Origin of the sequence: Croceicoccus bisphenolivorans, assembly GCF_001634625.1 — a bacterium.
In the GTDB taxonomy this organism is placed as follows: Bacteria; Pseudomonadota; Alphaproteobacteria; order Sphingomonadales; family Sphingomonadaceae; genus Croceicoccus; species Croceicoccus bisphenolivorans.
Genome location: NZ_LRSE01000020.1, coordinates 1 through 24,729 on the forward strand (window position 1 = coordinate 1; position 24,729 = coordinate 24,729).

The window sequence follows — 24,729 nt, forward strand, 5'->3', positions numbered from 1 at the left end:
GCATCTTCGTCGAAACCTACGACGCCGATGGCAATCTGGTCGATGCCGGCCTGACTTTGGACGGAACCTCTGGCGATGATGTGCTGATCGGTGATTTCGGTAACGATATCCTGAGCGCGCTTGGCGGGACGGATACGCTGACCGGCAATGAGGGAAGCGACACCTTCCTGTTCGAAGTGCTTTCGACCGATTTGACGACAATCACCGATTTTCAACCGGGTGAAGACGAAATCGACCTGTCGGGCATCGACGCAATCTTTGCTACACCCGAGGACGATGCCTTCGAGTTCATCGGCACCGATCCCTTCGATGGCACGGCAGGCCAGTTGAGAATCGAAGTAGCTCCCGAAGGCGTAACCTTGATGGGCGACACCAACGGGGACCAGATAACCGACTTCGCTATCTTCCTTCCTGATCAAACCGATATCAGCGTAGACTATTTGATAATGTAGGCCCTGGCTGGACAGATGGCATTGACGGAAATGATCCTCGATCAACGGCAATGATGCGGCGTTCTACACAGGGATTGTTCGCAATTCCTGCACACGCTTCCCGTCGCGAAGGACACGTTGCATTCTAGTGCCTTAGAGTTGAAGTAGCGGAGCGGCTGGCTTTCCTGAATAAAAGATAATAAAATCAATTATTTAAGGTAAATTTGGCGGAGAGGGTGGGATTCGAACCCACGGTACGGTTGCCNTACACCGCATTTCGAGTGCGGCGCATTCGACCTCTCTGCCACCTCTCCGCTTATCGAGGTTCGCGTGGCGGTTGCCCGCCGGGTCGAACGAAGCCGCGCGGTTAGCCGATGATGCGCCCCTTGCCAAGGGCCAAATCGCCCACGAATGCCTGCAATTATCGACAGGCGTGTCCACAGCAGTTGTTTCGCATCTGCGATAAACCTATATTCGCATCATGACCGCATTTCCCCGTAGCCAGCCGGACGCGGACAGGACCGGCAAAGCCGACCGCGCCACGTACTTCTCGCCCCAGGCGGGACGCGCGGTTTCCGCCCCATCCGTATCGGAAGCGCGTTTCGCGATCGGCGACATCGTGCGCCACCGTCTCCACGATTTCCGCGGCGTCGTTTTCGACATCGACCCCGTCTTCGCCAATAGCGAGGAATGGTACGAATCGATTCCGCAAGAATCCCGCCCTACGCGCGAACAGCCGTTCTACCACCTGTTCGCGGAGAACGATGATTCCAGCTACATCGCCTATGTCAGCCAGCAGAACCTGATCGAGGATGGCGAAGGTGGGCCTGTCGATCACCCATCGATCGAAATGGTGTTCGGAAACTTTCTGGATGGGCATTACGATCTGCATCGCAGCTTGAAGCACTAAACGCGGTTTAAACAATTCCGCGCTAATGCTGCGGGCGATGGCGGGCGAACATTTCCACGAGATCAAGGGTTACGGCTCGAATGAACTCGATTCGGCCCTGCGCAGCGTTTTGAAACGCGGAGAGCGTGTCCTGTGGAAAGGGCGACCGCGCGTTTCGAAAACTTTCGCACCATTCCTCATCTGGCTGTTCGCCATTCCGTGGACGGGCTTTTCGCTAGTCTGGGTGCTGGGCACCTGGACGATGGCCCATACCAACGCGCCTGACGATGCGGGGATGCAGATCGCGGCGCTGATCTTCCCGGCCTTCGGCCTGCCCTTCGTCTTCGTGGGACTTTGCATGATGGCGGCGCCGCTGTTCGCGATGGGCCTGCCCGGACGCTCGCTCTATGCGGTTACCGACATGCGGGTTTTGCGAATTGCGGGCGGTTGGAAGACCAGCTTGCGCGCCATTCCTGCTGAGCACGTGATTGCGGTAGAGGCGAGGGCAAAACCTGACGGGAACGGCACGCTGGTGATTACCCATGGCCATGTTGAGGTACGAAAACCGCGCATGCGCCATCGTCCCGACGCGGAGGACACGTCACGCTTTGTCGTACACCATCTTCCCAACGTCCGCGATGCCGCCCGTGCGATCGAGCGGCTGAGGCTCAACTCCGCAGCTTCCAGCCTGAGCGCAGGATCGCATAAGTCAGAATAGCCAGCACGAGATTGAGCAGCCCAAGGCCAAGCGCGCCGTGCAGCACCGCCATGTTGGTATCGCCAATATCGCTCTGCCCCAGAAAGCCGAACCGGAAGCCCGAAATAACGTAGAAGAACGGGTTCACCCGGCTGATCGACTGAAAGAACGGGGCGAGGTTGTCGATCACGTAGAACGTACCGGACAGCAGCGACAGCGGCGCGACGAGGAAGTTCGTCACTGCTGCGGCATGGTCGAACTTTTCCGCCCAGATCGAAGTCAGCAGGCCCATCAGCGCCAGCATGATCGCGCCCATCAGTCCGAACCAGGCAACAGCCCACGGGTGATGCATGGTCAGATCGACACCGGGATAGAGCAACATCGCCGCAAAGACCGCAATCCCCACGAGAATCGCGCGCGTCACCGATGCGCCAACCAGCCCCAGCAGCAGTTCGAGGTTCGACAAGGGCGGCATCAGATAGTCGATGATGGTGCCCTGCACCTTGCCGCCCAGCAGCGCAAAGCTGCCGTTGGCGAAGGAATTCTGCATCATGCCCATCACGATCAGCCCCGGCGCAACGAAGGTGGCGAAGTTGACACCGAGGATCATCCGGTCCCCGCGGCCCATCGCGATCGTGAAAATCACGAGAAACAGCAATGTCGTGATCGCCGGAGCCCATACAGTCTGCAGCTGCACCTTGAAGAAACGGCGCACCTCTTTCATATAGAGGGTCCACAGCCCAAGCCGGTTGATCCGGCCCATGACGGGCTGCCCCGGCGGGCTGAATGCGATGGTGCGGTCTGTTTCGGCGGTGGTGTCAGTCATGGGTGTCATCCGGTTACCGGCAGGCCCCCGCGATGGCAAGTGAGCTGCAGACCGGTATATGGACCGGCCTGCGCGTATTGCCAGGCAATGAATTGATGGAGTGTGCATGAGCTGGACCGACGAACGGATCGAGAAGCTTACCAAGATGTGGGAAAGCGGATCGACCGCCAGCCAGATTGCAGAAGAACTGGGCGGCGTGAGCCGTAACGCCGTCATCGGCAAGGCGCACCGCCTTGGCCTGAAGGCGCGCCCTTCGCCGGTGAAGGAAAAGCCGGTCAAGGCCAAGCCTGCGCCCAAGCCGAAGGTAGAGGCCGCGCCCAAGCCGAAGGTAGAGGCCGCGCCCCGCCCTGCAGCACCCGCACCGCGCCCCGCCGCCCCCGCGCAGCCCGCCCCGCAGCAGGCCCAGCCGACCAGCAACCAGCCGCGAATCGTTTCCGTCGGCCCCGGCGGGTTCCTGCGTCAGGGCCCCGGCGACCAGCAGCCGCCGATCCCGCCGGCACCGCCGCGCCGCCTTGTGCCGGCCAAGCCCAGCCCCGAAATCGCGGACAAGACGTCGCTGCTCGATCTTTCGGACCGCATCTGCCGCTGGCCGATGGGACATCCCGGCGAACCGGACTTCCACTTCTGCGGCGAAAAGGTGAACCCCGGCTTCCCCTATTGCGTCGAACATTGCGGCCGGGCCTATCAGGCGCAGCTGCCGCGCGGCGCGCGCCGTCCCCCTCCGCCGCTGCCGTTTGGCGGACCGCGGGTTCGCTGAACACCGTATATCGAAAAGAGCCGTCGGAGCGATCCGGCGGCTTTTTTCTTTGGTAAGACCGCCTGTGCTATCGTGACCCGCTATGGATGACAGCGACGCCAAAGAGAACTGGTACCGCCGCAAGGTAGGGCGCAGGATCGAACGGGCGATGAACCGCCTGATCGCCGGCATCCTTGGCGGGGCGGGCTTTATCGCGGCCTATTTCTCGCTGCCGACAGGCAACGACGAAAGTGAAGTCCGCTGGTTCGGCTTGACGGTCGCACTCGTCCTGTTCTGGCTGGCCCGCCAGTGTTTCGTAGCGCGCGAATCGATCATCAAGGGGTTTGGCGAGGAACCGGACGGAACCATCGGCAGGCGCAAGCCATGAAGAAGCGGATCGTCGCGCTGGATCGGAAGCTAGGCCGGATATGGGCGCGCATCGGCGGCACCGTTTTCCTCGTGATCGGGCTGTTGGCGACCATGTCGCTGGTAGAGAGCGAGGGGTTCTCGCTGCAAACGCACTGGCCGGGCCTCGCCATCGCGGGGCTGTTCTTCCTTGCGGCCATCGGTTGTTTCCGTTCCCGGCGCGGGTTGGTCGACACGATCAGCGACAGCCACCCCGACAGGAACGGCTAGGCTTTCGGGCCGCTCTCTGCGGGAAAGGCCATGCGGCGCAACTGCTCAAGGCTCTCCATCGCCTGCCGCGCATATTCGGGCGATGCGCGGTCGCCCAGAGAAAGGATCGCGATTTCCATCGCCTGATCCGCCTTCTCGAAAGCGCCCCTCGCGATTTCGCCCTGACCTGAACCCGACAATTCGTGCATCAGCCCGATCACGAGCGTCTGCAGCGCGATATTCTGCGCGCCGAGGCGGCGGATCTCGTCGGCTTGGTCCATGCGGGCACCCTTTCATCGCTGCTGCGGGGAGAAGAGTGCCGCACTGGCCGGATAAGTCGAGCGCGGCGGGGGCGGTTATCCCCCTAAAGCCGGCGGTGCGCGAACCAGATCGTGTGGCGGGGGCCCTTGTTATTGGGGCGGGCGCGGACTTCAACCGGATCGACTTCGAAACCGGCCTTGGTCAACTGGCGCGTAAAGCGCGGATCGGGCGCGGCGGACCAGATGGCGAGGACGCCGCCGGGCTTGAGCGCGCGCTTGGCAGCGGCAAGGCCGGAGTTGGCGTAGATCGCGTCGTTCTCGGGCCTGACGAGACCGTCGGGGCCGTTGTCGACGTCGAGCAGGATGGCATCGTAAGTGCCGTTGCCTTCGGCAATCACCTGCCGCACGTCGCCCATACGCAAGGTTAAGCGCGGATCGTCGAGGCAGCCCTTGGCGACTTCGGCCATCGGCCCGCGCGCCCATTCGATGATCTCGGGCACGAGTTCGCCCACGGTCACGCGGCCCTTGTCGCCCAGCCGCGCAAGCGCGGCACGCAGCGTAAAGCCCATGCCATAGCCGCCGATCAGGATATGCGGCGCAGGCCGCTCCAGCCGGTCGAGCGTGAGTTCGGCAAGCTGTTCTTCGGAAAACCACATCCGCGTGCTCATCAGCTCGTTGCGGTCGAGTGCGATGATGTAGTCGGTGCCGTGGGAAAAGAGCTGCAGCAGTGCGCCGCCCGGCACTTGCGCTTCGCCCAGCAATTCGCGTTTGAGCATATTCGGTATCCGAAATGAAAAGGGCCGCCGGAGTTGCTCCGACGGCCCTTTTTCAGTCAATCCCTAAAGGATCAGTCGTCCTTGAGAAACGCGGGCATGTGGTCGGGGTTGCCGCCAGCCTTGCCTTCGCCGCCGTCACGGTCACGACGCGGGCCGCGATCGCCACGGTCGCCACCGCGACCACGACCGCCACCGTCACGACGCGGGCCACGACGGTCGCCGCGATCACCACGGGGCTCGCGCGGTTCGCGCGGCGGACGGGTGTCTTCCAGCTCTTCGCCGGTTTCCTGGTCGACGACGCGCATCGACAGGCGGACCTTGCCGCGGTTGTCGATCTCGAGGACCTTGACCTTAACTTCCTGGCCTTCGGAAACGACATCGGTCGGCTTTTCAACGCGCTCGTTCTTCATTTCCGACACGTGGACGAGACCGTCCTTGCCGCCCATGAAGTTCACGAATGCGCCGAAGTCGACGATGTTGACGACCTTGCCGTTGTAGATCTTGCCGACTTCCGCTTCCTCGACGATGCCTTCGATCCACTTGCGTGCGGCTTCGATCTGCGAAAGATCGCTGGACGAGATCTTGATCACGCCCTCGTCGTCGATGTCCACCTTGGCGCCGGTTTCCGCGACGATTTCGCGGATGACCTTGCCGCCGGTGCCGATGACGTCGCGGATCTTCGACTTGTCGATCTGCATCGTCTCGATACGCGGAGCGTGGGCCGACAGTTCGGTGCGGGCCGTGCTCAGCGCCTTGGTCATTTCACCAAGGATGTGCGCGCGGCCGTCCTTCGCCTGCTTGAGAGCAGCGGCGAAGATTTCCTGCGTGATGCCGGCGACCTTGATGTCCATCTGCATCGTGGTGATGCCGGCCTCGGTACCTGCAACCTTGAAGTCCATGTCGCCGAGGTGATCCTCGTCGCCCAGGATGTCCGAAAGGACGGCGAACTCCTCGCCTTCGAGGATGAGGCCCATGGCGATGCCCGACACCGGACGTTCGATCGGAACGCCTGCGTCCATCATCGACAGACAGCCGCCGCAGATCGTCGCCATCGAGGACGAGCCGTTCGACTCGGTGATGTCCGACAGGATGCGGATGGTGTAGGGGAAGTCTTCCTTCGACGGCAGCACCGGGTGCAGCGCGCGCCATGCCAGCTTGCCGTGGCCGATTTCGCGGCGGCCCGGGGCGCCGAAGCGGCCCACTTCACCGACCGAGTAGGGCGGGAAGTTATAGTGCAGCATGAAGTTGGAGTAGGTCAGGCCTTCGAGGCCGTCGATCATCTGCTCCGATTCCTTGGTGCCCAGCGTGGTGGTGCAGATCGCCTGCGTTTCACCGCGCGTGAACAGCGCCGAACCGTGCGTGCGGGGCAGGAAGCCTGCCGTCGCCTCGATCGGGCGAACCTGGTCGAGCTTGCGACCGTCGATGCGCGAGCCGTCCTTGAGGATGGCGGTGCGAACGATTTCGGCTTCGAGCTTCTTGACCGCCTTGTTGGCGACCATCTGCGTCTGCGGCTCTTCGCCTTCGAACGCTTCCTTGGCCTTGGCGCGGGCAGCGTTGAGCGCGTCCGAACGGGCCGACTTGTCGGTCAGCTTGTAGGCAGCGGCGATGTCGTCGCCCACGATGCCGCGAAGCTTTTCCTTGATCGCCGAAGTGTCGTCCGAGCTGTCGATTTCCCACGGAGCCTTGGCGGCCTTTTCGGCCAGCTCGATGATCGCGCCGATGACCTTCTTCGATTCCTCGTGCGCGAACATGACGGCGCCGAGCATTTCGTCTTCGGTCAGTTCCTTCGCTTCGGATTCGACCATCATCACCGCGTCGTTGGTTGCGGCGACGACGAGGTCGAGACGGCCGTCTTCAAGAGCGGCGTCCTGCTTCGGGTTCAGCGTGTATTCGCCATCGACGTAACCGACGCGTGCAGCGCCGATCGGGCCCATGAAGGGCACGCCCGAGATGGTCAGTGCAGCCGAAGCGGCGATCATCGCAAGGATGTCGGCCTCGGTCTCGCCGTCATAGGACATGACCTGGCAGATGACGTTGATTTCGTTGTAGAAACCTTCGGGGAACAGCGGGCGGATCGGACGGTCGATCAGGCGGCTGGTTAGCGTTTCCTTTTCGGTCGCGCCGCGTTCACGCTTGAAGAAGCCACCGGGGATACGGCCGGCGGACGAAAACTTTTCCTGGTAGTGGACGGTGAGCGGGAAGAAGTCCTGTCCCTCCTTCACCTTCTTCGCGGCCGTGACGGCGCAAAGAACCACGGTTTCGCCGTAAGTGGCGAGGACCGCGCCGTCAGCCTGACGGGCAATGCGGCCGGTTTCGAGGGTGAGGGTCTTTCCGCCCCACTCAATCGATACAGTCTTGGTGTCGAACATTTGATTTCCTTACGAACCCGCGTGCCAGATTGCGCCACGGGGCCTACTTGCCGGGGGTACCGTCCCGGTCCGGTGTGGGGCCATTCATCGTGCCCCAAGGGCGCTCCACCGAATTGCGGAGCAAACCCCAAATGCAAGAAGCGGCCCTCGTGGGGCCGCTTCCGGTCTCAGCTTACTTACGCAGGCCGAGCTTCTGGATAAGGGCGTTGTAACGCTCGACGTCCTTCTTCTTGAGGTACGCCAGCAGCGAGCGCCGCTTGTTGACCATCACCAGCAGACCGCGCCGCGAGTGATTGTCCTTGTGGTGATCCTTGAAGTGATCGGTCAGGTTGCGGATACGCTCGGTAAGGATCGCGACCTGGACTTCCGGGCTGCCCGTGTCGTTCGACTGGCGGGCGTTGTCCTGAATGATTTCCTGCTTACGTTCGGCAGCTACCGACATACTATTAACTCCGCGACATCAGGTTAGGTTGAAGCCCCGAAGGACCCTTGCCTCGCCATCGTGCACTTCCATCAAGGCCACGGGCGTATCGCCCTCTCGTCCCCAATAGGTGCCGTCTGGTTGAGGCAATCCGGACAGTTTCCGGCCCTGTCGGACCGCTCCTGCCGCGTCCGGGGAGAGGTTAAGGGCCGGGATGTCGTCCAGCCCCGCCTCCAACGGCAGGATCATATCTTCAAGGGGCGCGCCCTTGCCCAATTCGTTCAGTTTGTCCAGCGAAATCGCGTTTTCGAGGGCGAACGGGCCGGCTTTCACGCGCCTGAGCATCGTGACGTGGCCAACTGAACCGAGCGCGCGGGCGATATCCCTTGCGAGGGAGCGGATATAGGTTCCCTTGCTGACTTTTGCCAGCAGCGTCACCGAATCGTCAGTCGCCTCCGTAATGTCCAGCGCGTGAATCGTGACGGACCGTGTCTTGAGCGTGACCTCCTCGCCCGCACGGGCAAGGTCGTAGGCGCGCTTGCCGTCGATTTTCAATGCCGAATAGGCGGGGGGCACCTGCTCGATCGGGCCGGTGAAGCGTGGCAGTACAGCCTCTATCTCCTCACGCGCAGGTCGAACTTCGCTGGTTTCGGTCACTTCACCCTCTGCATCGAGGGTCGTCGTCTCCGCCCCGAAGGCCAACGTGAAGGCATAGGCCTTGGTAGCATCGAGCATCCGGCCGGCCAGCTTCGTCGCCTCTCCCACCGCGATGGGCAGCACGCCGGTGGCCAGCGGGTCCAGCGTGCCGCCGTGGCCCACCTTCACCTTGCCGTATCCGGCCTGCCGCAAATTGCGCTTTACCGCGGCAACGGCCTGCGTCGAGCCAAGCTCGAGCGGTTTGTCGAGGATGATCCAGCCGTGGGGCATCGCTCTATCCGCCAACAGCCTGCGCGATGAAGATCGCCAGTTGCATCACGTGTTCGCGCAGCCACGCGACCGGCGGCCAGATGACCTTCTCGATCAGGCCCCATTGCGGAAAGGCCCATGTCGCCGCGATCAACAGCACGAAAAGGATCATGCCGATGGGGCGCAACTTGTCATACTGCGCGGCCCAGCGGCGCGGCAGCAATCCTTCGAGGATGTGCGATCCGTCGAAAGGCGGGATCGGCAGCAGGTTGAAGAAGGCGAGGAAGATGTTGATCAGGATGAAATACTGCAGTCCGGTGATCGCCCATTCCAGCGCCCCTTGGGGCGGCGCACTAAGCGATCCGGCGATCAGGCCGAGCAGAATGCCGCCGATCAGCGCGAGCAGGAAGTTCGTGCCCGGTCCCGCCGCAGCCACGGCCATCATGCCGTAGCGCGGGTTCCTCAACCGGTCCTTGCGCACCGGCACAGGTTTCGCCCAGCCGAACACCGGCCCGCCCACAATGGCCAGCATGCCCGGCACCAGCAAAGTGCCGACAGGGTCGACATGGCGAACGGGATTGAGCGTCAGCCGCCGCTGGTTCTTCGCCGTCGGATCGCCCAGCGCCAGCGCCATCCAGCCATGCGCGACTTCGTGGCACACGATCGCGATGACAAGGCACGGGATCAGCACCGCGGCAAGGATGAGTGTTTCGGTCATGGCCCGTAGATAGGGTGCGCGCGGCTAACCCGCCAGCGCTTCGCCGAAATGCCTGCGGCGTGCTTCCGAAAAATGCCGACGGCACAGGGCTACATAGCGGTCGTTGCCGCCAATCTCGGTCTGTGCGCCTTCGACGACGGCACCACCGTCAGCATCCACCCGCAGGTTCATCGTCGCCTTGCGCCCGCAATGGCACATCGCCTTCAGCTCGATCAGGGCATCGGCGATGCCCAGCAATGCAGCGGATCCGGCAAACAGCTCGCCCTGAAAATCGGTGCGCAGGCCGTAGCAAAGAACCGGAATGTTCGCCTCGTCCGCCAGCCGTGCGCATTGCCACACCTGTTCGCGGGTCATGAACTGCGCCTCGTCGATCAGGACACAGGCCAGCGGTTCGACAAGGTGCGCGGCAGTGACCGCCGCGTGAAGATCGGTTTCGCCATCGAAGCGATGCGCCCCGGCCTGCAGCCCGATGCGGCTGGCGATGGGCTTTCCGGCACTGCGATCGTCCAGCGCGGCGGTCCAAAGCATCGTCGCCATGCCCCGTTCGCGATAGTTGAAGTCGGCCTGCAGCAGCGTGGTCGACTTTCCCGCGTTCATGCTGGCGTAGTAAAAATAGAGCTTGGCCACGGTGCCCCGGCGTCCTCAGTCGTCGTCTGGCATATCGTCCAGATCGCGCCGCACGCGCGGATCGTGAAGCAGCAGTTCGATCCGGTTCGCCTCGTCGAAAGTCTCGTCCAGCCGGAACTGCAGCTTGGCCGCGTTCTTCAGGCCCAGCCGCTTGGCCACCTCGCGCTGGAAATAGGCGGTGTTGACCTGCAGCGCTTTCAGCACCTCGTCCTCGTCCGCGCCCAGCAGCGACTTGATATAAACCTTGGCCTGCCGGAGATCGGGCGACATGCGCACTTCGGTCACGCTGACCGTATGGGCGGAAATCGTGTCATCGTGCACCTGCTGGCGGGCCAGAAGCTCCGACAGGACGTGACGCACGCGCTCACCCACCTTCAGCAGGCGGACGGAGCGGTCTTCGGGAGAGGAATTCTGGCGGGCCATGTCTGACCGATTTGGGCGAGGTTGCGACAATTTGCAACAATACCGGCGGGAACGATGCACCACGGCACGGCCCGCACGCCTTCTGCCGCGCCTTGCATTACGCCATCGCCCCCGTTTCCATGCGTCTTTCCTGAACGCCGGATAAGTCGCAGGCCGCGACAATGTCGAGCAATCCGAGACGCTTATTTGGCGCGCAACACGCTAGATTGAGGGCATCGGAAAAGGAGATAACACCATGAAGACCCTCGCCAGGAATATCGTTGCCAGTGCAGTCGCCACCGCCATGCTGCTTCCCGCCGTCCCCGCGATGGCAAAGGATAGCCATGATCGCGACCGGTATGAACAGAACGACCAGCACGACAATCGCAGCCAGAGCAAGGGCGCGTCGGCGAAGGACAACCACGGCCAGCGCGTTGCCTATACCGCCCACAAGTTCCGCAAGGGCGAGAAGTTCGACCGTCGTCGCGCGACCAACTACCGCGTCGTCAACTATCGCGAATACCGCGCGCTGAAGGCTCCGCCGCGCGGCTATCACTACGTCCGTTCCGGCAATGACGTCCTGTTGGTCGGGCTGACCAGCGGCATCGTTGCCGCCGTTGTCAGCAACCTGATCCGTTAACGCGGAACCCGGTCTACCCCGACGGGAAACGAGGCGCCGCTCATTCTCGGGCGGCGCCTTCATGCACGTGATTACATCGACTTATCGCGCGAAAAGTGCTGCGGAGATGAGCGCCATGTGAACGGGGCATTCAGGGTCCTCTACCTGCCGTGCGGGCGGAACGACGCGGCGTTATCGGGATGCGGCAGGGGGTTCGATAAGGCACATTGGGTTCAGCGACCGATGAACCTTGCGCATGCCCATTGCGCATATGACGCCCATACCAAACCGGGGGATATCCCGATGAAAAAACTGATTGCCGCCGCCCTGGCCGCAGCCATGCTGACACCGGTCGTTTCCGCACCCGCCGAAGCGCGGGACCGCGACCGTTACCAACGCCATCACAAGTACGACCGGCATGACCGCGATCGTTATTCCTATCGCGACAGGGACCGTTATCACGACCGGCGAAGCCATTACCGCGACAGGCGGGACCGCTATCGCGACCGCCGCGATTATCGCCGCTATTCCCGCGACCGGCACTGGCGACGCGGAGACCGGTTCGACCGGCGCTACGTCCGCTATTACCGACCTGTGCGATATTATGACTATCGCAGCCGCCTCTACGCACCGCCGCACGGCTATCGCTGGGTGCGGGCGGATAACGACGCGCTGTTGATTGGCATCACCAGCGGCATCGTCTCGGCCATCGTGTCGAACGCGTTCTACCGCTAGGACAGGACACTACCAAAACAGAGCAAGGGCGGCCTTTCGGGGTCGCCCTTCTTCGTGTCAGGCCATCTTTTCGTGAATGCGCTTGAGCGAGGCCATGTTGCGGGCCGTGAACCGGCGTTCCAGCCGCCGTCCGATGAAGGGACCGGTCAGCTTCGATTGTCCGACGCCCTCGACATAATCGACGTAGATGCAGCCGTCACCCAATGCGATCCGCTCCGGCCCGCGTCCTTCATAGGCCGCAACCATCATTTCGAACGCTGCCGGATCGGCGGGTGCGTTCAGGAACAGGGTATGGACCTGTTTGTCCTCACCCTCGCCGTGGAACGGGTTCTGCTCGAACGCGGCGCGAACTTCGTCTGCATTGCGCACGGCAGCGAAGGTGTCGAAACCGAAGCGGTCCTTCACGATGTAGGCCAGCATTTCCGAAAGCCCGTCCGAGGGGCGATCGTCGAACGAAAACAGCACGTTCCCGCTGGCGACGACAGTTTCGACGTCCTCCAGTTCCTCCCGCTCCAACGCGTCGCGCAGGTCGGTCATCTTCAGCCGATGGCCGCCGACGTTCATGCTGGCGAAGAAGGCGCAATACCTCTTCACTTCATGGGGCCTTCGCCATGGAAGGGCCGCCAAGAGGACGCAGGAGTGCCATAGTCCTCAAGGCAACATTCCTTGGCGATTTCCAGAGTGTTTTCCAGATAGTCCCATTCGGGAAAACTGCTCGACTTCGTGTCCCACACGAAGATGTAAACACCCTCCGGCTTAGGCTGGAGCACGATCCGCCAATGCGGCCCCGCTTCGAAGCTTTCTTCCAATTACAGAACCCGTTCGCGTTCCTCGACCTCGAAGACTTCCAGCTGGTCGCCAGCCTTGATGTCGTTCGTGTCGGTCAGCACGACACCGCATTCCAGACCTGCGCGGACTTCGTCCACGTCGTCCTTGAAGCGGCGCAGCGAGGCGATCGTCGTGGCCGAAACGATGACGTCGTTGCGGGTGAGGCGCGCGAACAGGCCCTTGCGGATAACGCCTTCCTCGACAAGCAGACCGGCTGCCTTGTCCTTCTTGCCGGCCGGGAAGACCTGCTTGACCTGCGCACGGCCCACGACGTTCTCGATCCTTTCGGGACCCAGCTCGCCGGCCAGTTCCTTCGTGATCTCTTCGGTCAGATGGTAGATCACGTCGTGATACATGAGACGGACCTTGTCCTTCTCCATCTGCTGACGCGCCTTGGCATTGGGACGCACGTTGAAGCCGATGATCGGCGCACCGCTCGCGGCAGCAAGCGTCACGTCGCTTTCGGTGATCGCACCCACGCCCGAATGCAGCACGCGGACCTTGATCTCGTCGTTGGAGATCTTGGCCAGAGCGTTGATGATCGCCTCGACCGAACCCTGCACGTCGGCCTTGATGACGACGGGGTATTCGATGAGGTTGCTCTTGAGCGCCGAGAACATGTTCTCGAAGCTGGCCGGAGCCATCGCGGTGCGCTTCTCGTTGGCCTTTTCGGTACGATAGGCCGAGACTTCGCGGGCGCGCTGCTCGTTTTCGACAACCGCAAGCTGGTCACCGGCATTCGGCACACCGCCAAGGCCGAGGACCTCGACCGGCATGGAGGGGCCGGCTTCCTTGATCTGCTTGCCCTTGTCGTCGTGGATCGCGCGGACACGGCCACTTTCGGTGCCGACGACGAAGATGTCGCCGCGCCTCAGCGTACCGCGCGTGACAAGCACGGTGGCGAGCGGGCCCTTGCCCTTGTCCAGCTTCGCCTCGATCACGGTCGCTTCTGCGTCGCGGTCGGGGTTGGCCTTCAGCTCGAGCAGTTCGGCCTGAAGGTTGATCGCCTCCAGCAACTTGTCGAGACCCTGCTTGGTCTTGGCCGAAACCTCGACGTCCATGACATCGCCGCTCATCGCCTCGACCACGATCTCGTGCTCCAGCAGGCGTTCGCGGATCTTCTGCGGATTGGCTTCCGGCTTGTCGCACTTGTTGATGGCGACGATCATCGGGACGCCTGCGGCCTTCGTGTGATTGATGGCCTCGATCGTCTGCGGCATCAGGCCGTCATCGGCTGCCACCACAAGGATCACGATGTCGGTGACGTTGGCGCCGCGCGCACGCATCTCGGTAAACGCCTCGTGGCCGGGCGTGTCGAGGAACGTGATCTTCTGCTTGTCCTTCGTCACGATCTGGTACGCGCCGATGTGCTGCGTGATGCCGCCAGCCTCGCCGCGGGTCACGTCAGTTCCGCGCAGGGCGTCCAGCAGGCTGGTCTTGCCGTGGTCAACGTGGCCCATGATGGTAACGACGGGCGGACGCGGCTGCAGCGTCTCGTCCGGATCGACATCTACGGTCGTGTCGATGTCGACGTCGGCTTCGGACACGCGCTGGATGTTATGACCGAACTGTTCGACCAGAAGTTCGGCGGTGTCCTGATCGATCGTCTGGTTGACGGTGACCATCATGCCGAGGTTGAACAGCTCCTTCACGAGGTCCGCGCCCTTTTCGGCCATGCGCTGGGCAAGTTCCTGCACCGTGATCGCTTCCGGCACGATCACGTCGCGGACCTGCTTTTCGCGCGGCTTGGACGAACCGCCGCCGCCCTGCATGCGGCGTTCCTTTTCACGTGCACGCTTCAGCGCGGCGAGGCTGCGGGCACGGCGGCCCTCGTCCTCGTTCAGCGCCTTGGTAACGGTCAGCTTGCCCTTGCGGCGATCCCCGCCGCGCTGCTCCTCGCTGCGATCATCTGCCGCCGGGCGCTTGTCGGCACCGCGGGCAGGCTTCTTCTCGGTCGCGGCCGGGGCCGGACGCTTGGGTTCGGGACGCTTGACCGGCGTGAACCGGCGCGGAGCGGGGGTGACTTCCTCGGCTTCCGTGCTTTCCGATTCGGTCGTAGTCGGCTCGGACGTTGCCGGCTCGGTCGCCGCTTCAGGCTCGCTTGCGGTCGCTTTCGGCTCAGGTGCCGCGGCGGGCTGTGCGGGCTCGGCCTTGGCCTCTTCCGCCTCACGCTTGGCAGCTTCTTCGTCGGCCTTGCGGTTTTCCTCGGCGCGGCGCTTTTCGTCTTCCAGCGCCTGGGCACGTTCTTCCTGTTCGCGGCGGTTGGCCTCCTCCAGCGTGGCCAGACGGGCCTCCTCTGCCTCGCGCAGCAGGCGTGTCTGCATTTCCTGGCGGCTTTCGCGCGAGGGGGCGGGCTGCTTCGGCACAGGCTTGGGCACAGGCGCAGGGGCGGGAGCCTTTGCTTCCGGCTCCGGCGCGGGCGCAGGGGTCGGAGCCGCGGTTTCACCCGGCTTCAGTATCTTGCGGCGACGCTTGACCTCGACCGCGACCTTGTTGGTGCGGCCGTGGCTGAAGGTCTGCTTGACCTCGCCCGCGTCCACACTGCGCTTGAGACCAAGCGGCTTGCGGGTGCGGGGGGTGTCGTCGGTATCGCTCATACGGTCAAAACGTCCTTCAAAAATTCTTCTTCTCGTCCCCGGACCTGTCGCGTGCGATATGCACGGGAATTCCGGGCGGTGCCTCGGGCCTCGGTCGCTATGCGGCCTTACCGGTCAGGGGCGGATCATTGCCGCGACTGCCTTCGGGCGGGTTATCCCCCCTCCGGACGCCGTGGCCAAGAAAGTGCGTCAATCGCGCCAGTTGCGCCGTGATGCGCGCCGCTGCGGCACGGTCGGTCACGGCAAGGTGCACGACATTCTCGCGGCCCAATGCCACAGACAGTGCCGCGCGGTCCAGTGGCAAGCGCACGCCGGCCATGCCGGACCCTTCCGCATCCTCGCCCACGCGCCATGCCTGGTCCAACCTGCGCGAGCCATCGTCGGAGGCATCGCTCGCATGGCCAAGCCATGCAACGCGCCCCGATCGGGCCTGCTCGGCAATGCGATCAGAACCGGCGATCAGGTTGCCCGAACGCCATTCGATCCCCAGCCGGTCGGTAAAGGCGCGCCGCAAGGCAGCCTCGGCCAGATCGGGCAAGTCGTCGGGCAGGCGCAGCGCGTTGGTCTTGAACCCGCGCGCCAGTGCTCCCTTCAGATGGCCCTTGGCCAGTGCTTCTTCAAGTTCGGCGCGGTTGGCACCGACCCACGCGCCGCGGCCCGGTGCCTTGGCATGGGCGTCGGGCAGCACCTGTCCCTCCGGCCCGACGGCCAGACGAAGCAGATCCTCACGCGGAGCGGTACGTCCACTCAGCACGCAGCGGCGTTCCGGCGCGCTCCTTGCGGTGCGCACCGATCCGTCATCGAAGCTGTCGGTTAGCGGCTCATTGTGAGGATTCCGCATCGGCGGCCTCCTCTGCTGCGGGAGCGGCGGCTTCGGCCGGCTCCTCGTCTTCGAACCAGTGGGCGCGGGCCGCCATGATGATCTCGTTGCCCTGCTCTTCGGAAAGGCCGAATTCGCCGAGCACGCCGCCCTTGTCGCCTTCGCGCACGTTGCGCTTCAGCGGCGGGCCGTCGGTGTTGTTGCGGCGACGCGGTGCCTCGCGCTTCTTCGCGATCAGTTCGTCGGTGGCGAGATCGGCCAGATCGTCAAGCGTCAGAATCCCGCCCTTGCCCAGCACGACGAGCATTTCCTCGGTCAGGTGCGGGATGTCGGCCAGCGCATCCTCGACGCCCAGTTCGCGGCGGGCTTCGCGGTATGCGGATTCGCGACGTTCCAGCGCCTCGACCGCGCGGGACTGGAGTTCCTGCGCCAGTTCCTCGTCGAAGCCTTCGATGCCGGCCAGTTCGTCCATCTCGACGTAGGCGACTTCCTCGAGCTCGGTGAAGCCTTCGGCCACCAGCAGCTGCGCCAGCGTTTCATCGACGTCGAGCTCTTCCTCGAACATCTTGGAGCGTTCGGCGAATTCCTTCTGGCGCTTCTCGCTCGATTCAGCCTCGGTCATGATGTCGATCTGGCTGTCGGTCAGCTGGCTGGCCAGACGCACGTTCTGACCGCGGCGACCGATGGCGAGCGACAGCTGGTCGTCGGGAACGACGACTTCGATGCGGCCTTCTTCCTCGTCAAGAACGACGCGGCTGACCGTTGCGGGCTGCAGCGCGTTGACGATGAAGGTCGCGGTGTCCTCGCTCCACGGGATGATGTCGATCTTTTCGCCCTGCAGTTCCTGCACGACGGCCTGAACGCGGCTGCCCTTCATGCCGACGCAGGCGCCGACGGGATCGATGGAGCTGTCATGGCTGATCACGCCGATCTTGGCGCGCGAGCCCGGATCGCGGGCGGCAGCCTTGATCTCGATGATGCCGTCGTAGATTTCGGGCACTTCCTGCGCGAAGAGTTTCTTCATGAACTCGGGATGCGCGCGGCTGAGGAAGATCTGCGGGCCGCGGTTCGAACGCTCGACCTTGCTGATCCATGCGCGGACGCGTTCGCCGACGCGCGCGACTTCGCGCGGGATCTGCTGGTCGCGGCGGATGATGCCTTCGGCGCGGCCGAGGTTCACGATCACGTGACCGAATTCGACCGACTTGATCACGCCGGTGATGATCTCGCCGGCGCGGTCCTTGAATTCCTCGTACTGGCGCTCGCGCTCTGCATCGCGGACCTTCTGGAAGATGACCTGCTTGGCCGACTGCGCGTCGATGCGGCCAAGATCGACCGGGGGTAACGGATCGACGATGTAGTCGCCAACGACTGCGCCGGACTGCAGCTTCTGCGCCTGCTCAACGCTAACCTGCTTGAAGTAGTCCTCGACCTCCTCGACCACTTCGACGACGCGCCACAGGCGAAGGTCGCCGGTATTCGGGTCAAGCTTGGCGCGGATGTCGTTTTCCGCGCCGTAACGGTTGCGGGCGGACTTCTGGATCGCCTCTTCCATCGCCTCGATGACGATCGACTTGTCGATCATCTTCTCGTTCGCCACCGAGTTGGCGATGGCGAGCAGTTCGGCGCGATTTGCGGAAATCGGGCTGGCCATTATCAGTCTTCCTGTTCCTGAAGATCGTCTTCGGTTTCAATAATTTCGTCTGCGCCGGTCGTGTCGAGCGGGACAGTGGCCTTGATCAGCTTGTCGGTCAGGACAAGCTTGGCCGAATGGATGGTGCCAAGCGGGATTTCAACCCGCCCGTTCTTGCGGTCGTCAATGGCGACGTTCTCGCCCTCGATGCCGATCAGGTCGCCATGGAATGTGCGGCGGTTGCCCGTCGGCGCTACGGCGTCCTTGGCGATATTGATGCGCGCCTCGTGCCCGGCCCAGTTGGCGAAGTCCTTGGCGCGGGTCAGCGGACGGTCGATGCCCGGGCTGCTGACTTCAAGGCGGTAGGCTCCCTCGATCAGGTCGTCGCCAGCCTCTTCCTTCGCGTCCAGCGCATCGGAGATCTTGCGCGAAAGCGCCATGCACTGTTCGATCACCAGCTGGCCCGTCTCCGGGTTCTCGGCCATTACCTGCAGCGTGCGTTCGTCATCCTGACCGAACAGCTTCACGCGCACGAGGTCGAAGCCCAAAGCGGTTGCTTCGGCCTCGATCAGTTCGGTCGCGCGGGCGATATCGGTCATTCCAGCTCCAAGATTCCGGTCCGGACTGCACATGCGGGAAATCGTGCCGGGGCGTGTCCGCTCCGGCCCGGCCTTGCTTGCGACAATGTCGGGATGAGTCGCCAAGTAGGCGCTTTGCACGCGATTTGCAAGTACGCGTGAGGGCGCTTCAGCGACCGAGCACGACCTCGCCACCAGGGCCATGGAATATGCGGGTTTGCGGAGCGGGCGCGGTCACGCTTGCGGTTTGCCCGATAGTCCTGGCGAGGTTTTCCGCAACTTTGCGTGCCGGCGCATCGCACCCTTGCGCGAACGGTTCGCGGCGCGCCTTGCCACCGTGACCCATCCCGTCGTTCCAGGCCAGCCACTGGTAATAGGTGCAGCCGATGCGCGCCGTCACCTGTTCGAACCCGATGACGATGGCGGCATCGTCCACCGGCTGTCCAGCAACACTCACGATCCGCCATTCGCCCCACGTCGTGCGAGGATCGACCGATGTATATTCCATCGGATTGGTCACTGTTTCCGGCAGACGCTTTGCCACCAGATCGCCTTCGGGTGCGGCGATGGTCAACCGGTCGCCATCGATGGCGAATGATCGCCCCCCCGACATCAGGTCCGGCGCCGACATCTCCAGCGGCGAGAGTCCCCGTGCGCACATCGCCGTCGGCATCCGGTTTTCCGGCAAGCCGGGATAGGATCGTTCCAGCCGCACGAAATCGATCTTGCCGCCATCGGTGCTGAAATCGCCTGTGCTCCAGACACATTGCGACTGCGTCTGCCACCAATCGTCGCCGAAAAGCAGGATCATGCGTTGGCCATGCGGGGTTTCGCCCCCTGCTTCGATCACCTGCCATTGGCCGAAAAGGTCGCGCTGCGGATCATCGGCGTCCGTCGCTGCAGCGCTCGTCACGCCCGATTGCGCCGCTTCAGGCCCGGTTGTCGTAGTGCCGCCACAGGCCGCAAGGATGGCTAGTGAAAGGGCGGAAACGATTTGGCGCGCGGTCATTCCTGAAACCCTAGAGCGTGAAACTGAACCCGCGATGTCGCTCAGCTAGCCGAGATCTCGTGCTTCTTCATGCAATGGCGCAGCTGGTCGTAGGAAAGTCCCAGCGCCTCGGCCGTCTTGCGCTGGTTCCAGCGGTTGCGTTCCAGTGCATGGGTCACGATCGCCTTTTCGTGCCCGTCCACCGCCGCGCGCAGGTCTGTCACCGCGGCGAAGTCGAACGCGGCTTTCAAGGGGCGGGCTGGCGCGGCGACTGGCGCGGCATCGGGCCTGGCAGCAGGTTTCGGCGCCCACGGGCTATCGAAGGGATCGAACACCACATCGCCGATCGGCAAGTCCCACATGTCCCAGCGATAGACCGCGCGTTCGACCACGTTGCGCAGTTCCCGCACGTTGCCGGGCCAGTCGTGCGCCTCCAGCGCGTCCATGACCTCGTCCGAAAATCCGGGCCATTCCTCCCAGCGAAGCTCTGCAGCCATGCGGCGGGCGAAGAAATCGGCCAGCACCAGCACGTCGCCATCGCGGGCGCGCAGCGGCGGGAGCGTGATGACCTCGAACGACAACCGGTCCAGCAGGTCGGCACGGAACCGCCCTTGTTCGGCCAGCGATGGCAGATCCTCGTTCGTGGCCGCCACGATGCGCACGTCCACCCGCCGGGGGCGGCTGGCTCCGATACGGGTGACTTCGCCATATTCCACCGCGCGCAGCAGCCGTTCCTGCGCGGCCATCGACAGGTTGCCCAGTTCGTCTAGGAACAGGGTGCCGCCATCGGCTTCCTCAAACCGTCCCTCACGCGCTTTCATCGCGCCGGTGAAGGCGCCCGCTTCATGGCCGAACAGTTCCGCCTCGATCAGCGTTTCGGGAAGCGCGGCGCAGTTCATGATGACCAGCGGTTCGCCCCAACGGTCGGACAGGCGGTGCAGTCGCTCCGCAATCAGTTCCTTGCCGGTCCCGCGCTCTCCGATGACAAGCACGGGGCGCGACAGGGCGGCGGCGCGGCTCGCACGCTCCACCGCGTCGAGGATCGACTGCGACTGGCCGACGAACTGGTTCTCGCGCTCCATGCCCAATAGTTAGTGCATTTTCCCAAGAGGTGGCAATATTTTTCAGAATGTCGCGAGCAGCGATGTGTCATAAGGCGTTGTTTTAAATAAATTATATGGAATTGGCACGCCCCTTGCTGAATACCTTGTGAACCCGCATTGGAGGAAGGGACCCATGTTCGAACGCCTGACAAAGCAAAGCCCGCTGGCATGGTCATCGATGGCCAGCCTTGCAGCGATGCTGGCGCTCAACGTCTTCGCGCTCAGCCAGCAGCTTCACGAGGCTCCGCGCTTTGCCGCTCCCGCCATGATCATCGAGGGTAGCCTCGCATGACCGATCCGTTCGATCTCGAACCCGAACGGGACGAGGCACGGCGCCGCAGCGCCCGTGTCGTCCAGCGGGACGATGCGGCCTCCCCCCGCATCGATGACGAGGTCGCCCGCCTGCGCGGCGGAAACGCCGGTGGCGAAACGGGCGGTTCACCCCGTCAGCCCCGGTCACAGACCCGCAACACCAAGGATATCACCCAGTATGGAGCGCCATTGATGGGCATCTTTTCCCGCACCCGCGACATCATCGCCGCCAATTTCGCCGACCTGATCGACAAGGCGGACGACCCGCACAAGATGATCCGCATGATCATCGTCGAGATGGAGGAAACCCTTGTCGAGGTCCGCGCCAGCGCCGCCCGCACCATCGCCGACCAGAAGGAAATGCAGCGCCACCAGATGCGTCTGGAAAAGCTGCAGTCCGACTGGGGCGAAAAGGCGGAACTCGCGCTGTCGAAAGACCGCGAGGATCTTGCCCGCGGCGCGCTTGTCGAAAAGCGCAAGGCCGGCGATCTTGCGGTGAAGCTGAAGGCCGAGATCGACATGCTCGACGAAAGCCTGCGCTCCTACGAGGAGGATATCTCCAAGCTGCAGGCCCGCCTTCGCGAAGCGCGCAGCCGGCAGGGCCAGATCGCGGCCCGCCTCGAAAGCGCGGAAAACCGCTACAAGCTGCGCTCGCTGCTGACCACCGAACGCGTGGACGAGGCAATGGCCCGGTTCGACCAGCTGGAACGCCGCGCCGATTATGCGGAAGGGCGGGCCGAGGCGATCAGCCTGCGCACTGCCAAGGGCGAGATGAGCCTTGCCGAACAGATCGATGCTCTCAACATCGACGACACCGTCGATGCAGAGCTGGAAGAAATGAAGCGCGCCCTGAAGGGCGGCACGAAGGAGGACTGAGCCGTGGATCTCGATCTTGTCATCGTCATGGGCGCGCTGTTTGTCGCACTGCCATGGCTGATCCTTCACTATGTCACCAAGTGGAAGACCGCGCCCAAACTGACCGACGGCGACGAACAGATGCTGGAGGAACTCTACCAGCTGGCCCGCCGTCTCGACGAACGGATGGACACTGTGGAGCGGCTCGTCGCGGCCGACAGTCCGGATTTCGAAAAACCGCGCCTGATCGCGGACAACGCCGAAGACAATGCCGCGCTTGCAGAGATCGAGCGCAAGCTGAAGGAAAGGACAGCACGATGAACACGCCCCGCACCCGGTTTTATCGCAACAAGGCGGAAGGCAAGTTCTGGGGCGTGTGCTCCGGCATTGCGGACTATACCGGCGTTGATGTCGTCTGGGTCCGTGTCGGCTTCGTCGTCGCCACGCTGATGCTTGGCTGGCCGTTCTTCGCCTATCTTGCGATCGGGATGTTCGCCCCAGCAAAGCCCGCCGCTCTCTATTCCGACAAGCAGGAGGAGAAGTTCTGGCAGGGCGTACGCCAGTCTCCGGCACGCTCGGCCCGCGAAGTCCGCTCGCGCTTCAAGGACATCGACCGCCGCCTCGCCCGAGTGGAGGAACACTACGTCAGCGAGAACCGCGCGCTTTCGCAGGAAATCGAAAGCCTGCGCTGAGGAAATCCAAGGGGACTGTTGTTATGGAAGCCGGAACTCTCGCGCTGCTGATCCCGCTTGCACCATTCCTGCTGGTGGCTTTCATCTTCTGGACCAAGCACCAGGGCAAGATGGCCGAACTGCAGGCAAAAGCCACTGCCGAAAAGGCCGCGCAATATGCGCAGCATACGAGTCGGCTGGAAGAGCGGGTTCGCGTGCTTGAACGCATCGTCACCGATCGCGGCTTCGACGTCGCGGCCCAGATCGAGGCACTGCGGCACGAGGATAGCGACAAGCGTCTGGCCGCGCCCGCCAGCGACACCGACAAGACCGTGAACTGAGGGGGACAAGATGAGCTTCTGGACCGCAATCGTCCTGATCGTGGCCATCGTATTTGCCACGCAATTCTTTCGCGAAAGGCGCAATGCCACGCTGGGTCATGCCTCTGACGAGGATGGCAATCCGGTCGGCTCGCATCTGCGCGAACGCGAACTGGAAGCCGAGATCGCGGAACTGAAAGAACGCATCAAGGTGCTCGAACGCATCGCCTATGACGATCGCAAGCGGCTCGGTCTCGCCGACGAGATCGAGAGCCTGCGCGACTGACGCCTGACGGCTGAAAGGGGAACGCATGATGGCCTACGAAACGCTGACCGTCGCGATAGCCGCCCTTGCCGCGGTGAGTGTCGTGACGCTGGCTGCCCTGCGCGGCTGGCAGGGATGGCTGGCGCTGAAGCTGCGCGAACTGGATCGCCGCGCTTCGCCCGACCGCGCGCCGACTGCCGATGGCGAGGCGACACCAGCCGCCCGGATCGAGCTTGCCGACCTGAAAGAGCGCGTCCGTCAACTGGAAGCAATTGCCGCAGGGGTCGACCTCTAGGGATTGATCGCAGGCCCAGCCACCGCTAGCGCCCTCGCCCATGCGAACCATCGACGACATTGCCGAAGAATACGAATTCCTCGACGGGGACGAACGCTATCGCCTGCTGATCGAGCTGGGCCGCGAGCTTGATCCCATGCCCGACGCGCTGAAGACGGAGGCGACGCAGGTGAAGGGATGCTCCGCTTCCGTCTGGGTTTACCCGACGCACAGCGGGGACCAGCTCCACTTCCTTGCCGACAGCAATGCCGCGATCACCAAGGGGATCGTCGCACTGGTGGTTTCGGCCGTGCAGGACAAACCTGCCGCGCAAGTGGCCGAAACCGACATTGCCGCGCTGCTCGAACCCTTCGACTTGCGCAACCAGCTATCTTCCAACCGCACCCAGGGCGTGCCCAACATGATCGCCCTCATCCGCGAAACGGCGGCGCGAATCGCCTCTGGCGAAGGCTGAGGCACGACGGGCCGAGCCTGCGACGGGAAGAATAGTGCGCGAACAGCGGGACTCGGCGCACAAATCGTGCTAAGAGATTCGCGGCGCGCGAACGCACAACCAGCATCAAAGCCATAATAACGGCGCTCAGCCCATGAGGGGCGAACGTTCGTGCCCATGATTGCCGAAGGAGAGCGGCACCATGGACGATTTCAACAGCCTGCTACGGCAGGAACAGGTTGAGCTTATCCGGGCGCAATGCGCACGGACCAGCGCCGACCGGTTGCTGCATCGCAGGGAAGCGATGACATTCGGAAAGATGATCGAGGCGCACGATTTTCCCTATCGTTCGCCCGATGCGGAAGGGCATCGCCTTTTCGATGCGCATTCCTACGACATGCTTGTCGAGGAGACCGCACACTGATCGCCGCGACGGCCGGCCGGGTCTGTTTCAGCCCTGTTCGGCCGCGCGGCTTTTCCGCAACTTGGCTTCGCCCAGCCGCTTCTGCCGCATAAGCTCCTGCTTCAGCCTGTCGGGATGGCGGGCAATCACGAAACCGAAACTAACCCCGCCCTCCTTGCCATGCGTGGCATGGTGGAGGTTGTGCGCCTGAACCAGCCGCTTCAGGTAACCCTTGCGCGGGACATAGCGGAACCACCGCTGGTGAACGAGGCCGTCGTGAACCAGCGTATAGATGATCCCGTAAAGCAGAATGCCCAGCCCGATCCAAGTCGCCGGTTCCCACGCGCCCGCCTCCATCACGAGCGGGCTGCCAAGAGCGAACATGGAAATACTCATCGCCGCGCCGACCAGGGCGTAGAGATCGTTCAATTCGAAGAAACCGTCATGTCGCTGATGGTGATCGCGGTGCCAGCCCCAGCCGAAACCGTGCATGATGTACTTGTGCGACGCCCAGGCCACACCTTCCATTGCCGCCGCGCTGGCCAGTACGATCAGGATTTTTTCGGTAACGAACATGTCCCGTTACTACGCAGCATTGGCA

34 protein-coding genes, 1 tRNA gene and 1 pseudogene are annotated in these 24,729 nt (G+C 63.2%); 17 read left to right on the top strand and 19 right to left on the bottom strand.

Annotation, left to right across the window (positions count from 1 at the left end; translation table 11 throughout):
- On the top strand, positions 1 to 452 hold a 452-nt coding region (locus A7A77_RS15490; RefSeq protein ID WP_172799930.1), incomplete at its 5' end, for a M10 family metallopeptidase C-terminal domain-containing protein.
- Between the two features lie 204 nt (positions 453 to 656).
- Here A7A77_RS15490 and A7A77_RS15495 read toward each other — a convergent pair.
- Positions 657 to 745 (bottom strand) — tRNA-Ser (locus A7A77_RS15495).
- Between the two features lie 167 nt (positions 746 to 912).
- On the opposite strand from A7A77_RS15495, the gene hspQ reads away from it, so the two are divergent.
- Both hspQ and A7A77_RS15505 read left to right on the top strand, forming a co-directional pair.
- Positions 913 to 1,341, top strand: a complete 429-nt coding sequence (gene hspQ, locus A7A77_RS15500; RefSeq protein WP_066560349.1) for a heat shock protein HspQ — start codon at positions 913 to 915, stop codon at positions 1,339 to 1,341.
- Between the two features lie 37 nt (positions 1,342 to 1,378).
- Entirely contained in the window at positions 1,379 to 2,038 is a 660-nt protein-coding gene (locus A7A77_RS15505) for a PH domain-containing protein (protein WP_216635603.1), read from the top strand.
- Here A7A77_RS15505 and A7A77_RS15510 read toward each other — a convergent pair.
- Positions 1,989 to 2,843, bottom strand: coding sequence for an ABC transporter permease (locus A7A77_RS15510; protein ID WP_066560355.1), 855 nt, complete (start codon positions 2,841 to 2,843; stop codon positions 1,989 to 1,991). The genes A7A77_RS15505 and A7A77_RS15510 overlap by 50 nt on opposite strands.
- 106 nt (positions 2,844 to 2,949) lie before the next feature.
- On the opposite strand from A7A77_RS15510, the gene A7A77_RS15515 reads away from it, so the two are divergent.
- The 3 genes from A7A77_RS15515 (at position 2,950) to A7A77_RS15525 (ending at position 4,215) form a co-directional block, all read left to right on the top strand.
- Positions 2,950 to 3,600 carry a GcrA family cell cycle regulator gene (locus tag A7A77_RS15515; RefSeq protein ID WP_066560358.1) on the top strand — a complete coding sequence of 217 codons (651 nt, stop codon included), beginning with the start codon at positions 2,950 to 2,952 and terminating at the stop codon, positions 3,598 to 3,600.
- A gap of 82 nt (positions 3,601 to 3,682) precedes the next feature.
- Positions 3,683 to 3,967 (top strand): hypothetical protein, encoded by a 285-nt coding sequence (locus A7A77_RS15520; protein ID WP_066560361.1) that lies wholly within the window; start codon positions 3,683 to 3,685, stop codon positions 3,965 to 3,967.
- A complete protein-coding gene (locus tag A7A77_RS15525; protein WP_066560364.1) occupies positions 3,964 to 4,215 on the top strand; it encodes a hypothetical protein in 252 nt (83 codons plus the stop codon). The genes A7A77_RS15520 and A7A77_RS15525 overlap by 4 nt, the downstream gene beginning before the upstream one ends.
- On the opposite strand, the gene A7A77_RS15530 is transcribed toward A7A77_RS15525, so the two are convergent.
- The 8 genes and pseudogenes from A7A77_RS15530 to rbfA all read right to left on the bottom strand — a co-directional run bounded on the left by A7A77_RS15530 (position 4,212) and on the right by rbfA (position 10,694).
- On the bottom strand, positions 4,212 to 4,475 hold the full coding sequence (locus A7A77_RS15530; protein ID WP_066560371.1) for a hypothetical protein: 264 nt from the start codon (positions 4,473 to 4,475) through the stop codon (positions 4,212 to 4,214). The two genes, A7A77_RS15525 and A7A77_RS15530, sit on opposite strands and share 4 nt — an antisense overlap.
- Before the next feature lie 83 nt (positions 4,476 to 4,558).
- On the bottom strand, positions 4,559 to 5,230 hold the full coding sequence (locus A7A77_RS15535) for a spermidine synthase (RefSeq protein WP_066560383.1): 672 nt from the start codon (positions 5,228 to 5,230) through the stop codon (positions 4,559 to 4,561).
- Between the two features lie 71 nt (positions 5,231 to 5,301).
- The gene (gene pnp / locus A7A77_RS15540; protein ID WP_066560385.1) at positions 5,302 to 7,599 is read right to left on the bottom strand and encodes a polyribonucleotide nucleotidyltransferase; all 2,298 of its coding nucleotides are present in this window, start codon (positions 7,597 to 7,599) and stop codon (positions 5,302 to 5,304) included.
- Positions 7,600 to 7,771: 172 nt separating this feature from the next.
- The gene (gene rpsO / locus A7A77_RS15545) at positions 7,772 to 8,041 is read right to left on the bottom strand and encodes a 30S ribosomal protein S15 (protein WP_066560387.1); all 270 of its coding nucleotides are present in this window, start codon (positions 8,039 to 8,041) and stop codon (positions 7,772 to 7,774) included.
- Positions 8,032 to 8,947, bottom strand: a pseudogene (truB, locus tag A7A77_RS15550) (tRNA pseudouridine(55) synthase TruB). Before truB ends, rpsO begins: the two are co-directional and overlap by 10 nt.
- A 4-nt stretch (positions 8,948 to 8,951) precedes the next feature.
- Complete coding sequence (locus A7A77_RS15555) at positions 8,952 to 9,644, bottom strand: site-2 protease family protein (RefSeq protein ID WP_066560392.1); 693 nt, start codon at positions 9,642 to 9,644, stop codon at positions 8,952 to 8,954.
- Positions 9,645 to 9,668: 24 nt separating this feature from the next.
- Positions 9,669 to 10,271: a thymidine kinase gene (locus A7A77_RS15560; protein WP_066560394.1), complete on the bottom strand. Its 603-nt coding sequence runs from the start codon at positions 10,269 to 10,271 to the stop codon at positions 9,669 to 9,671.
- Positions 10,272 to 10,286: 15 nt separating this feature from the next.
- Positions 10,287 to 10,694, bottom strand: a complete 408-nt coding sequence (rbfA, locus tag A7A77_RS15565) for a 30S ribosome-binding factor RbfA (protein WP_066560396.1) — start codon at positions 10,692 to 10,694, stop codon at positions 10,287 to 10,289.
- Positions 10,695 to 10,929: 235 nt separating this feature from the next.
- Between rbfA and A7A77_RS15570 the strand changes: the two genes are divergently transcribed.
- Both A7A77_RS15570 and A7A77_RS15575 read left to right on the top strand, forming a co-directional pair.
- Entirely contained in the window at positions 10,930 to 11,313 is a 384-nt protein-coding gene (locus A7A77_RS15570; RefSeq protein WP_066560398.1) for an RcnB family protein, read from the top strand.
- 282 nt (positions 11,314 to 11,595) lie between these two features.
- Positions 11,596 to 12,027 carry an RcnB family protein gene (locus A7A77_RS15575; RefSeq protein WP_066560454.1) on the top strand — a complete coding sequence of 144 codons (432 nt, stop codon included), beginning with the start codon at positions 11,596 to 11,598 and terminating at the stop codon, positions 12,025 to 12,027.
- A 57-nt stretch (positions 12,028 to 12,084) separates the two neighbouring features.
- Here A7A77_RS15575 and A7A77_RS15580 read toward each other — a convergent pair whose 3' ends face one another.
- The 8 genes from A7A77_RS15580 to pspF all read right to left on the bottom strand — a co-directional run bounded on the left by A7A77_RS15580 (position 12,085) and on the right by pspF (position 20,553).
- Positions 12,085 to 12,621, bottom strand: coding sequence for a DUF1697 domain-containing protein (locus A7A77_RS15580; RefSeq protein ID WP_066560402.1), 537 nt, complete (start codon positions 12,619 to 12,621; stop codon positions 12,085 to 12,087).
- Complete coding sequence (locus A7A77_RS15585; protein WP_066560404.1) at positions 12,618 to 12,836, bottom strand: hypothetical protein; 219 nt, start codon at positions 12,834 to 12,836, stop codon at positions 12,618 to 12,620. The genes A7A77_RS15580 and A7A77_RS15585 overlap by 4 nt, the downstream gene beginning before the upstream one ends.
- Positions 12,837 to 15,452, bottom strand: coding sequence for a translation initiation factor IF-2 (gene infB / locus A7A77_RS15590; RefSeq protein WP_066560405.1), 2,616 nt, complete (start codon positions 15,450 to 15,452; stop codon positions 12,837 to 12,839). It abuts the gene before it with no gap.
- Positions 15,453 to 15,549: 97 nt separating this feature from the next.
- On the bottom strand, positions 15,550 to 16,293 hold the full coding sequence (locus tag A7A77_RS15595) for a DUF448 domain-containing protein (protein WP_082836195.1): 744 nt from the start codon (positions 16,291 to 16,293) through the stop codon (positions 15,550 to 15,552).
- Positions 16,274 to 17,926 carry a transcription termination factor NusA gene (gene nusA, locus A7A77_RS15600; protein ID WP_066560407.1) on the bottom strand — a complete coding sequence of 551 codons (1,653 nt, stop codon included), beginning with the start codon at positions 17,924 to 17,926 and terminating at the stop codon, positions 16,274 to 16,276. Before nusA ends, A7A77_RS15595 begins: the two co-directional genes overlap by 20 nt.
- A 2-nt stretch (positions 17,927 to 17,928) precedes the next feature.
- Positions 17,929 to 18,504 (bottom strand): ribosome maturation protein RimP, encoded by a 576-nt coding sequence (gene rimP, locus A7A77_RS15605; protein ID WP_066560410.1) that lies wholly within the window; start codon positions 18,502 to 18,504, stop codon positions 17,929 to 17,931.
- Positions 18,505 to 18,652: 148 nt separating this feature from the next.
- The gene (locus A7A77_RS15610) at positions 18,653 to 19,492 is read right to left on the bottom strand and encodes an META domain-containing protein (RefSeq protein ID WP_066560412.1); all 840 of its coding nucleotides are present in this window, start codon (positions 19,490 to 19,492) and stop codon (positions 18,653 to 18,655) included.
- Positions 19,493 to 19,533: 41 nt separating this feature from the next.
- Complete coding sequence (gene pspF / locus A7A77_RS15615; protein ID WP_066560414.1) at positions 19,534 to 20,553, bottom strand: phage shock protein operon transcriptional activator; 1,020 nt, start codon at positions 20,551 to 20,553, stop codon at positions 19,534 to 19,536.
- A gap of 154 nt (positions 20,554 to 20,707) precedes the next feature.
- Here pspF and A7A77_RS18005 point away from each other — a divergent pair, with 154 nt between their 5' ends.
- From A7A77_RS18005 to A7A77_RS15655, 9 genes are all read left to right on the top strand, one after another.
- Positions 20,708 to 20,866 (top strand): hypothetical protein, encoded by a 159-nt coding sequence (locus tag A7A77_RS18005; protein WP_156500618.1) that lies wholly within the window; start codon positions 20,708 to 20,710, stop codon positions 20,864 to 20,866.
- On the top strand, positions 20,863 to 21,762 hold the full coding sequence (pspA, locus tag A7A77_RS15620; RefSeq protein ID WP_082836196.1) for a phage shock protein PspA: 900 nt from the start codon (positions 20,863 to 20,865) through the stop codon (positions 21,760 to 21,762). Before A7A77_RS18005 ends, pspA begins: the two co-directional genes overlap by 4 nt.
- 27 nt (positions 21,763 to 21,789) lie before the next feature.
- A complete protein-coding gene (pspB, locus tag A7A77_RS15625) occupies positions 21,790 to 22,062 on the top strand; it encodes an envelope stress response membrane protein PspB (RefSeq protein WP_066560458.1) in 273 nt (90 codons plus the stop codon).
- Complete coding sequence (gene pspC / locus A7A77_RS15630; protein ID WP_066560419.1) at positions 22,059 to 22,433, top strand: envelope stress response membrane protein PspC; 375 nt, start codon at positions 22,059 to 22,061, stop codon at positions 22,431 to 22,433. The genes pspB and pspC overlap by 4 nt, the downstream gene beginning before the upstream one ends.
- 23 nt (positions 22,434 to 22,456) lie before the next feature.
- Entirely contained in the window at positions 22,457 to 22,753 is a 297-nt protein-coding gene (locus A7A77_RS15635; RefSeq protein WP_066560421.1) for a hypothetical protein, read from the top strand.
- A gap of 10 nt (positions 22,754 to 22,763) precedes the next feature.
- A complete protein-coding gene (locus A7A77_RS15640; protein ID WP_066560422.1) occupies positions 22,764 to 23,018 on the top strand; it encodes a hypothetical protein in 255 nt (84 codons plus the stop codon).
- 25 nt (positions 23,019 to 23,043) lie between these two features.
- Entirely contained in the window at positions 23,044 to 23,292 is a 249-nt protein-coding gene (locus A7A77_RS15645; RefSeq protein WP_156500619.1) for a hypothetical protein, read from the top strand.
- A gap of 40 nt (positions 23,293 to 23,332) precedes the next feature.
- A complete protein-coding gene (locus tag A7A77_RS15650) occupies positions 23,333 to 23,746 on the top strand; it encodes a SufE family protein (RefSeq protein ID WP_066560424.1) in 414 nt (137 codons plus the stop codon).
- A gap of 181 nt (positions 23,747 to 23,927) precedes the next feature.
- The gene (locus A7A77_RS15655; protein ID WP_066560427.1) at positions 23,928 to 24,149 is read left to right on the top strand and encodes a hypothetical protein; all 222 of its coding nucleotides are present in this window, start codon (positions 23,928 to 23,930) and stop codon (positions 24,147 to 24,149) included.
- A gap of 27 nt (positions 24,150 to 24,176) precedes the next feature.
- Here A7A77_RS15655 and A7A77_RS15660 read toward each other — a convergent pair whose 3' ends face one another.
- Positions 24,177 to 24,704 (bottom strand): sterol desaturase family protein, encoded by a 528-nt coding sequence (locus tag A7A77_RS15660; RefSeq protein ID WP_066560429.1) that lies wholly within the window; start codon positions 24,702 to 24,704, stop codon positions 24,177 to 24,179.
- Positions 24,705 to 24,729: the final 25 nt, after the last annotated feature.

What these genes read in the sequence shown, in the direction of transcription:
- hspQ (WP_066560349.1), top strand. Translation starts at nt 913, where the DNA reads ATGACCGCATTTCCCCGTAGCCAGCCGGACGCGGACAGGACCGGCAAA.
- A7A77_RS15505 (WP_216635603.1), top strand. Translation starts at nt 1,379, where the DNA reads ATGGCGGGCGAACATTTCCACGAGATCAAGGGTTACGGCTCGAATGAA.
- A7A77_RS15510 (WP_066560355.1), bottom strand. Translation starts at nt 2,843, where the DNA reads ATGACTGACACCACCGCCGAAACAGACCGCACCATCGCATTCAGCCCG.
- A7A77_RS15515 (WP_066560358.1), top strand. Translation starts at nt 2,950, where the DNA reads ATGAGCTGGACCGACGAACGGATCGAGAAGCTTACCAAGATGTGGGAA.
- A7A77_RS15520 (WP_066560361.1), top strand. Translation starts at nt 3,683, where the DNA reads ATGGATGACAGCGACGCCAAAGAGAACTGGTACCGCCGCAAGGTAGGG.
- A7A77_RS15525 (WP_066560364.1), top strand. Translation starts at nt 3,964, where the DNA reads ATGAAGAAGCGGATCGTCGCGCTGGATCGGAAGCTAGGCCGGATATGG.
- A7A77_RS15530 (WP_066560371.1), bottom strand. Translation starts at nt 4,475, where the DNA reads ATGGACCAAGCCGACGAGATCCGCCGCCTCGGCGCGCAGAATATCGCG.
- A7A77_RS15535 (WP_066560383.1), bottom strand. Translation starts at nt 5,230, where the DNA reads ATGCTCAAACGCGAATTGCTGGGCGAAGCGCAAGTGCCGGGCGGCGCA.
- pnp (WP_066560385.1), bottom strand. Translation starts at nt 7,599, where the DNA reads ATGTTCGACACCAAGACTGTATCGATTGAGTGGGGCGGAAAGACCCTC.
- rpsO (WP_066560387.1), bottom strand. Translation starts at nt 8,041, where the DNA reads ATGTCGGTAGCTGCCGAACGTAAGCAGGAAATCATTCAGGACAACGCC.
- A7A77_RS15555 (WP_066560392.1), bottom strand. Translation starts at nt 9,644, where the DNA reads ATGACCGAAACACTCATCCTTGCCGCGGTGCTGATCCCGTGCCTTGTC.
- rbfA (WP_066560396.1), bottom strand. Translation starts at nt 10,694, where the DNA reads ATGGCCCGCCAGAATTCCTCTCCCGAAGACCGCTCCGTCCGCCTGCTG.
- A7A77_RS15570 (WP_066560398.1), top strand. Translation starts at nt 10,930, where the DNA reads ATGAAGACCCTCGCCAGGAATATCGTTGCCAGTGCAGTCGCCACCGCC.
- A7A77_RS15575 (WP_066560454.1), top strand. Translation starts at nt 11,596, where the DNA reads ATGAAAAAACTGATTGCCGCCGCCCTGGCCGCAGCCATGCTGACACCG.
- infB (WP_066560405.1), bottom strand. Translation starts at nt 15,452, where the DNA reads ATGAGCGATACCGACGACACCCCCCGCACCCGCAAGCCGCTTGGTCTC.
- A7A77_RS15595 (WP_082836195.1), bottom strand. Translation starts at nt 16,293, where the DNA reads ATGCGGAATCCTCACAATGAGCCGCTAACCGACAGCTTCGATGACGGA.
- nusA (WP_066560407.1), bottom strand. Translation starts at nt 17,926, where the DNA reads ATGGCCAGCCCGATTTCCGCAAATCGCGCCGAACTGCTCGCCATCGCC.
- rimP (WP_066560410.1), bottom strand. Translation starts at nt 18,504, where the DNA reads ATGACCGATATCGCCCGCGCGACCGAACTGATCGAGGCCGAAGCAACC.
- A7A77_RS15610 (WP_066560412.1), bottom strand. Translation starts at nt 19,492, where the DNA reads ATGACCGCGCGCCAAATCGTTTCCGCCCTTTCACTAGCCATCCTTGCG.
- pspF (WP_066560414.1), bottom strand. Translation starts at nt 20,553, where the DNA reads ATGGAGCGCGAGAACCAGTTCGTCGGCCAGTCGCAGTCGATCCTCGAC.
- A7A77_RS18005 (WP_156500618.1), top strand. Translation starts at nt 20,708, where the DNA reads ATGTTCGAACGCCTGACAAAGCAAAGCCCGCTGGCATGGTCATCGATG.
- pspA (WP_082836196.1), top strand. Translation starts at nt 20,863, where the DNA reads ATGACCGATCCGTTCGATCTCGAACCCGAACGGGACGAGGCACGGCGC.
- pspB (WP_066560458.1), top strand. Translation starts at nt 21,790, where the DNA reads ATGGGCGCGCTGTTTGTCGCACTGCCATGGCTGATCCTTCACTATGTC.
- pspC (WP_066560419.1), top strand. Translation starts at nt 22,059, where the DNA reads ATGAACACGCCCCGCACCCGGTTTTATCGCAACAAGGCGGAAGGCAAG.
- A7A77_RS15635 (WP_066560421.1), top strand. Translation starts at nt 22,457, where the DNA reads ATGGAAGCCGGAACTCTCGCGCTGCTGATCCCGCTTGCACCATTCCTG.
- A7A77_RS15640 (WP_066560422.1), top strand. Translation starts at nt 22,764, where the DNA reads ATGAGCTTCTGGACCGCAATCGTCCTGATCGTGGCCATCGTATTTGCC.
- A7A77_RS15645 (WP_156500619.1), top strand. Translation starts at nt 23,044, where the DNA reads ATGATGGCCTACGAAACGCTGACCGTCGCGATAGCCGCCCTTGCCGCG.
- A7A77_RS15650 (WP_066560424.1), top strand. Translation starts at nt 23,333, where the DNA reads ATGCGAACCATCGACGACATTGCCGAAGAATACGAATTCCTCGACGGG.
- A7A77_RS15655 (WP_066560427.1), top strand. Translation starts at nt 23,928, where the DNA reads ATGGACGATTTCAACAGCCTGCTACGGCAGGAACAGGTTGAGCTTATC.
- A7A77_RS15660 (WP_066560429.1), bottom strand. Translation starts at nt 24,704, where the DNA reads ATGTTCGTTACCGAAAAAATCCTGATCGTACTGGCCAGCGCGGCGGCA.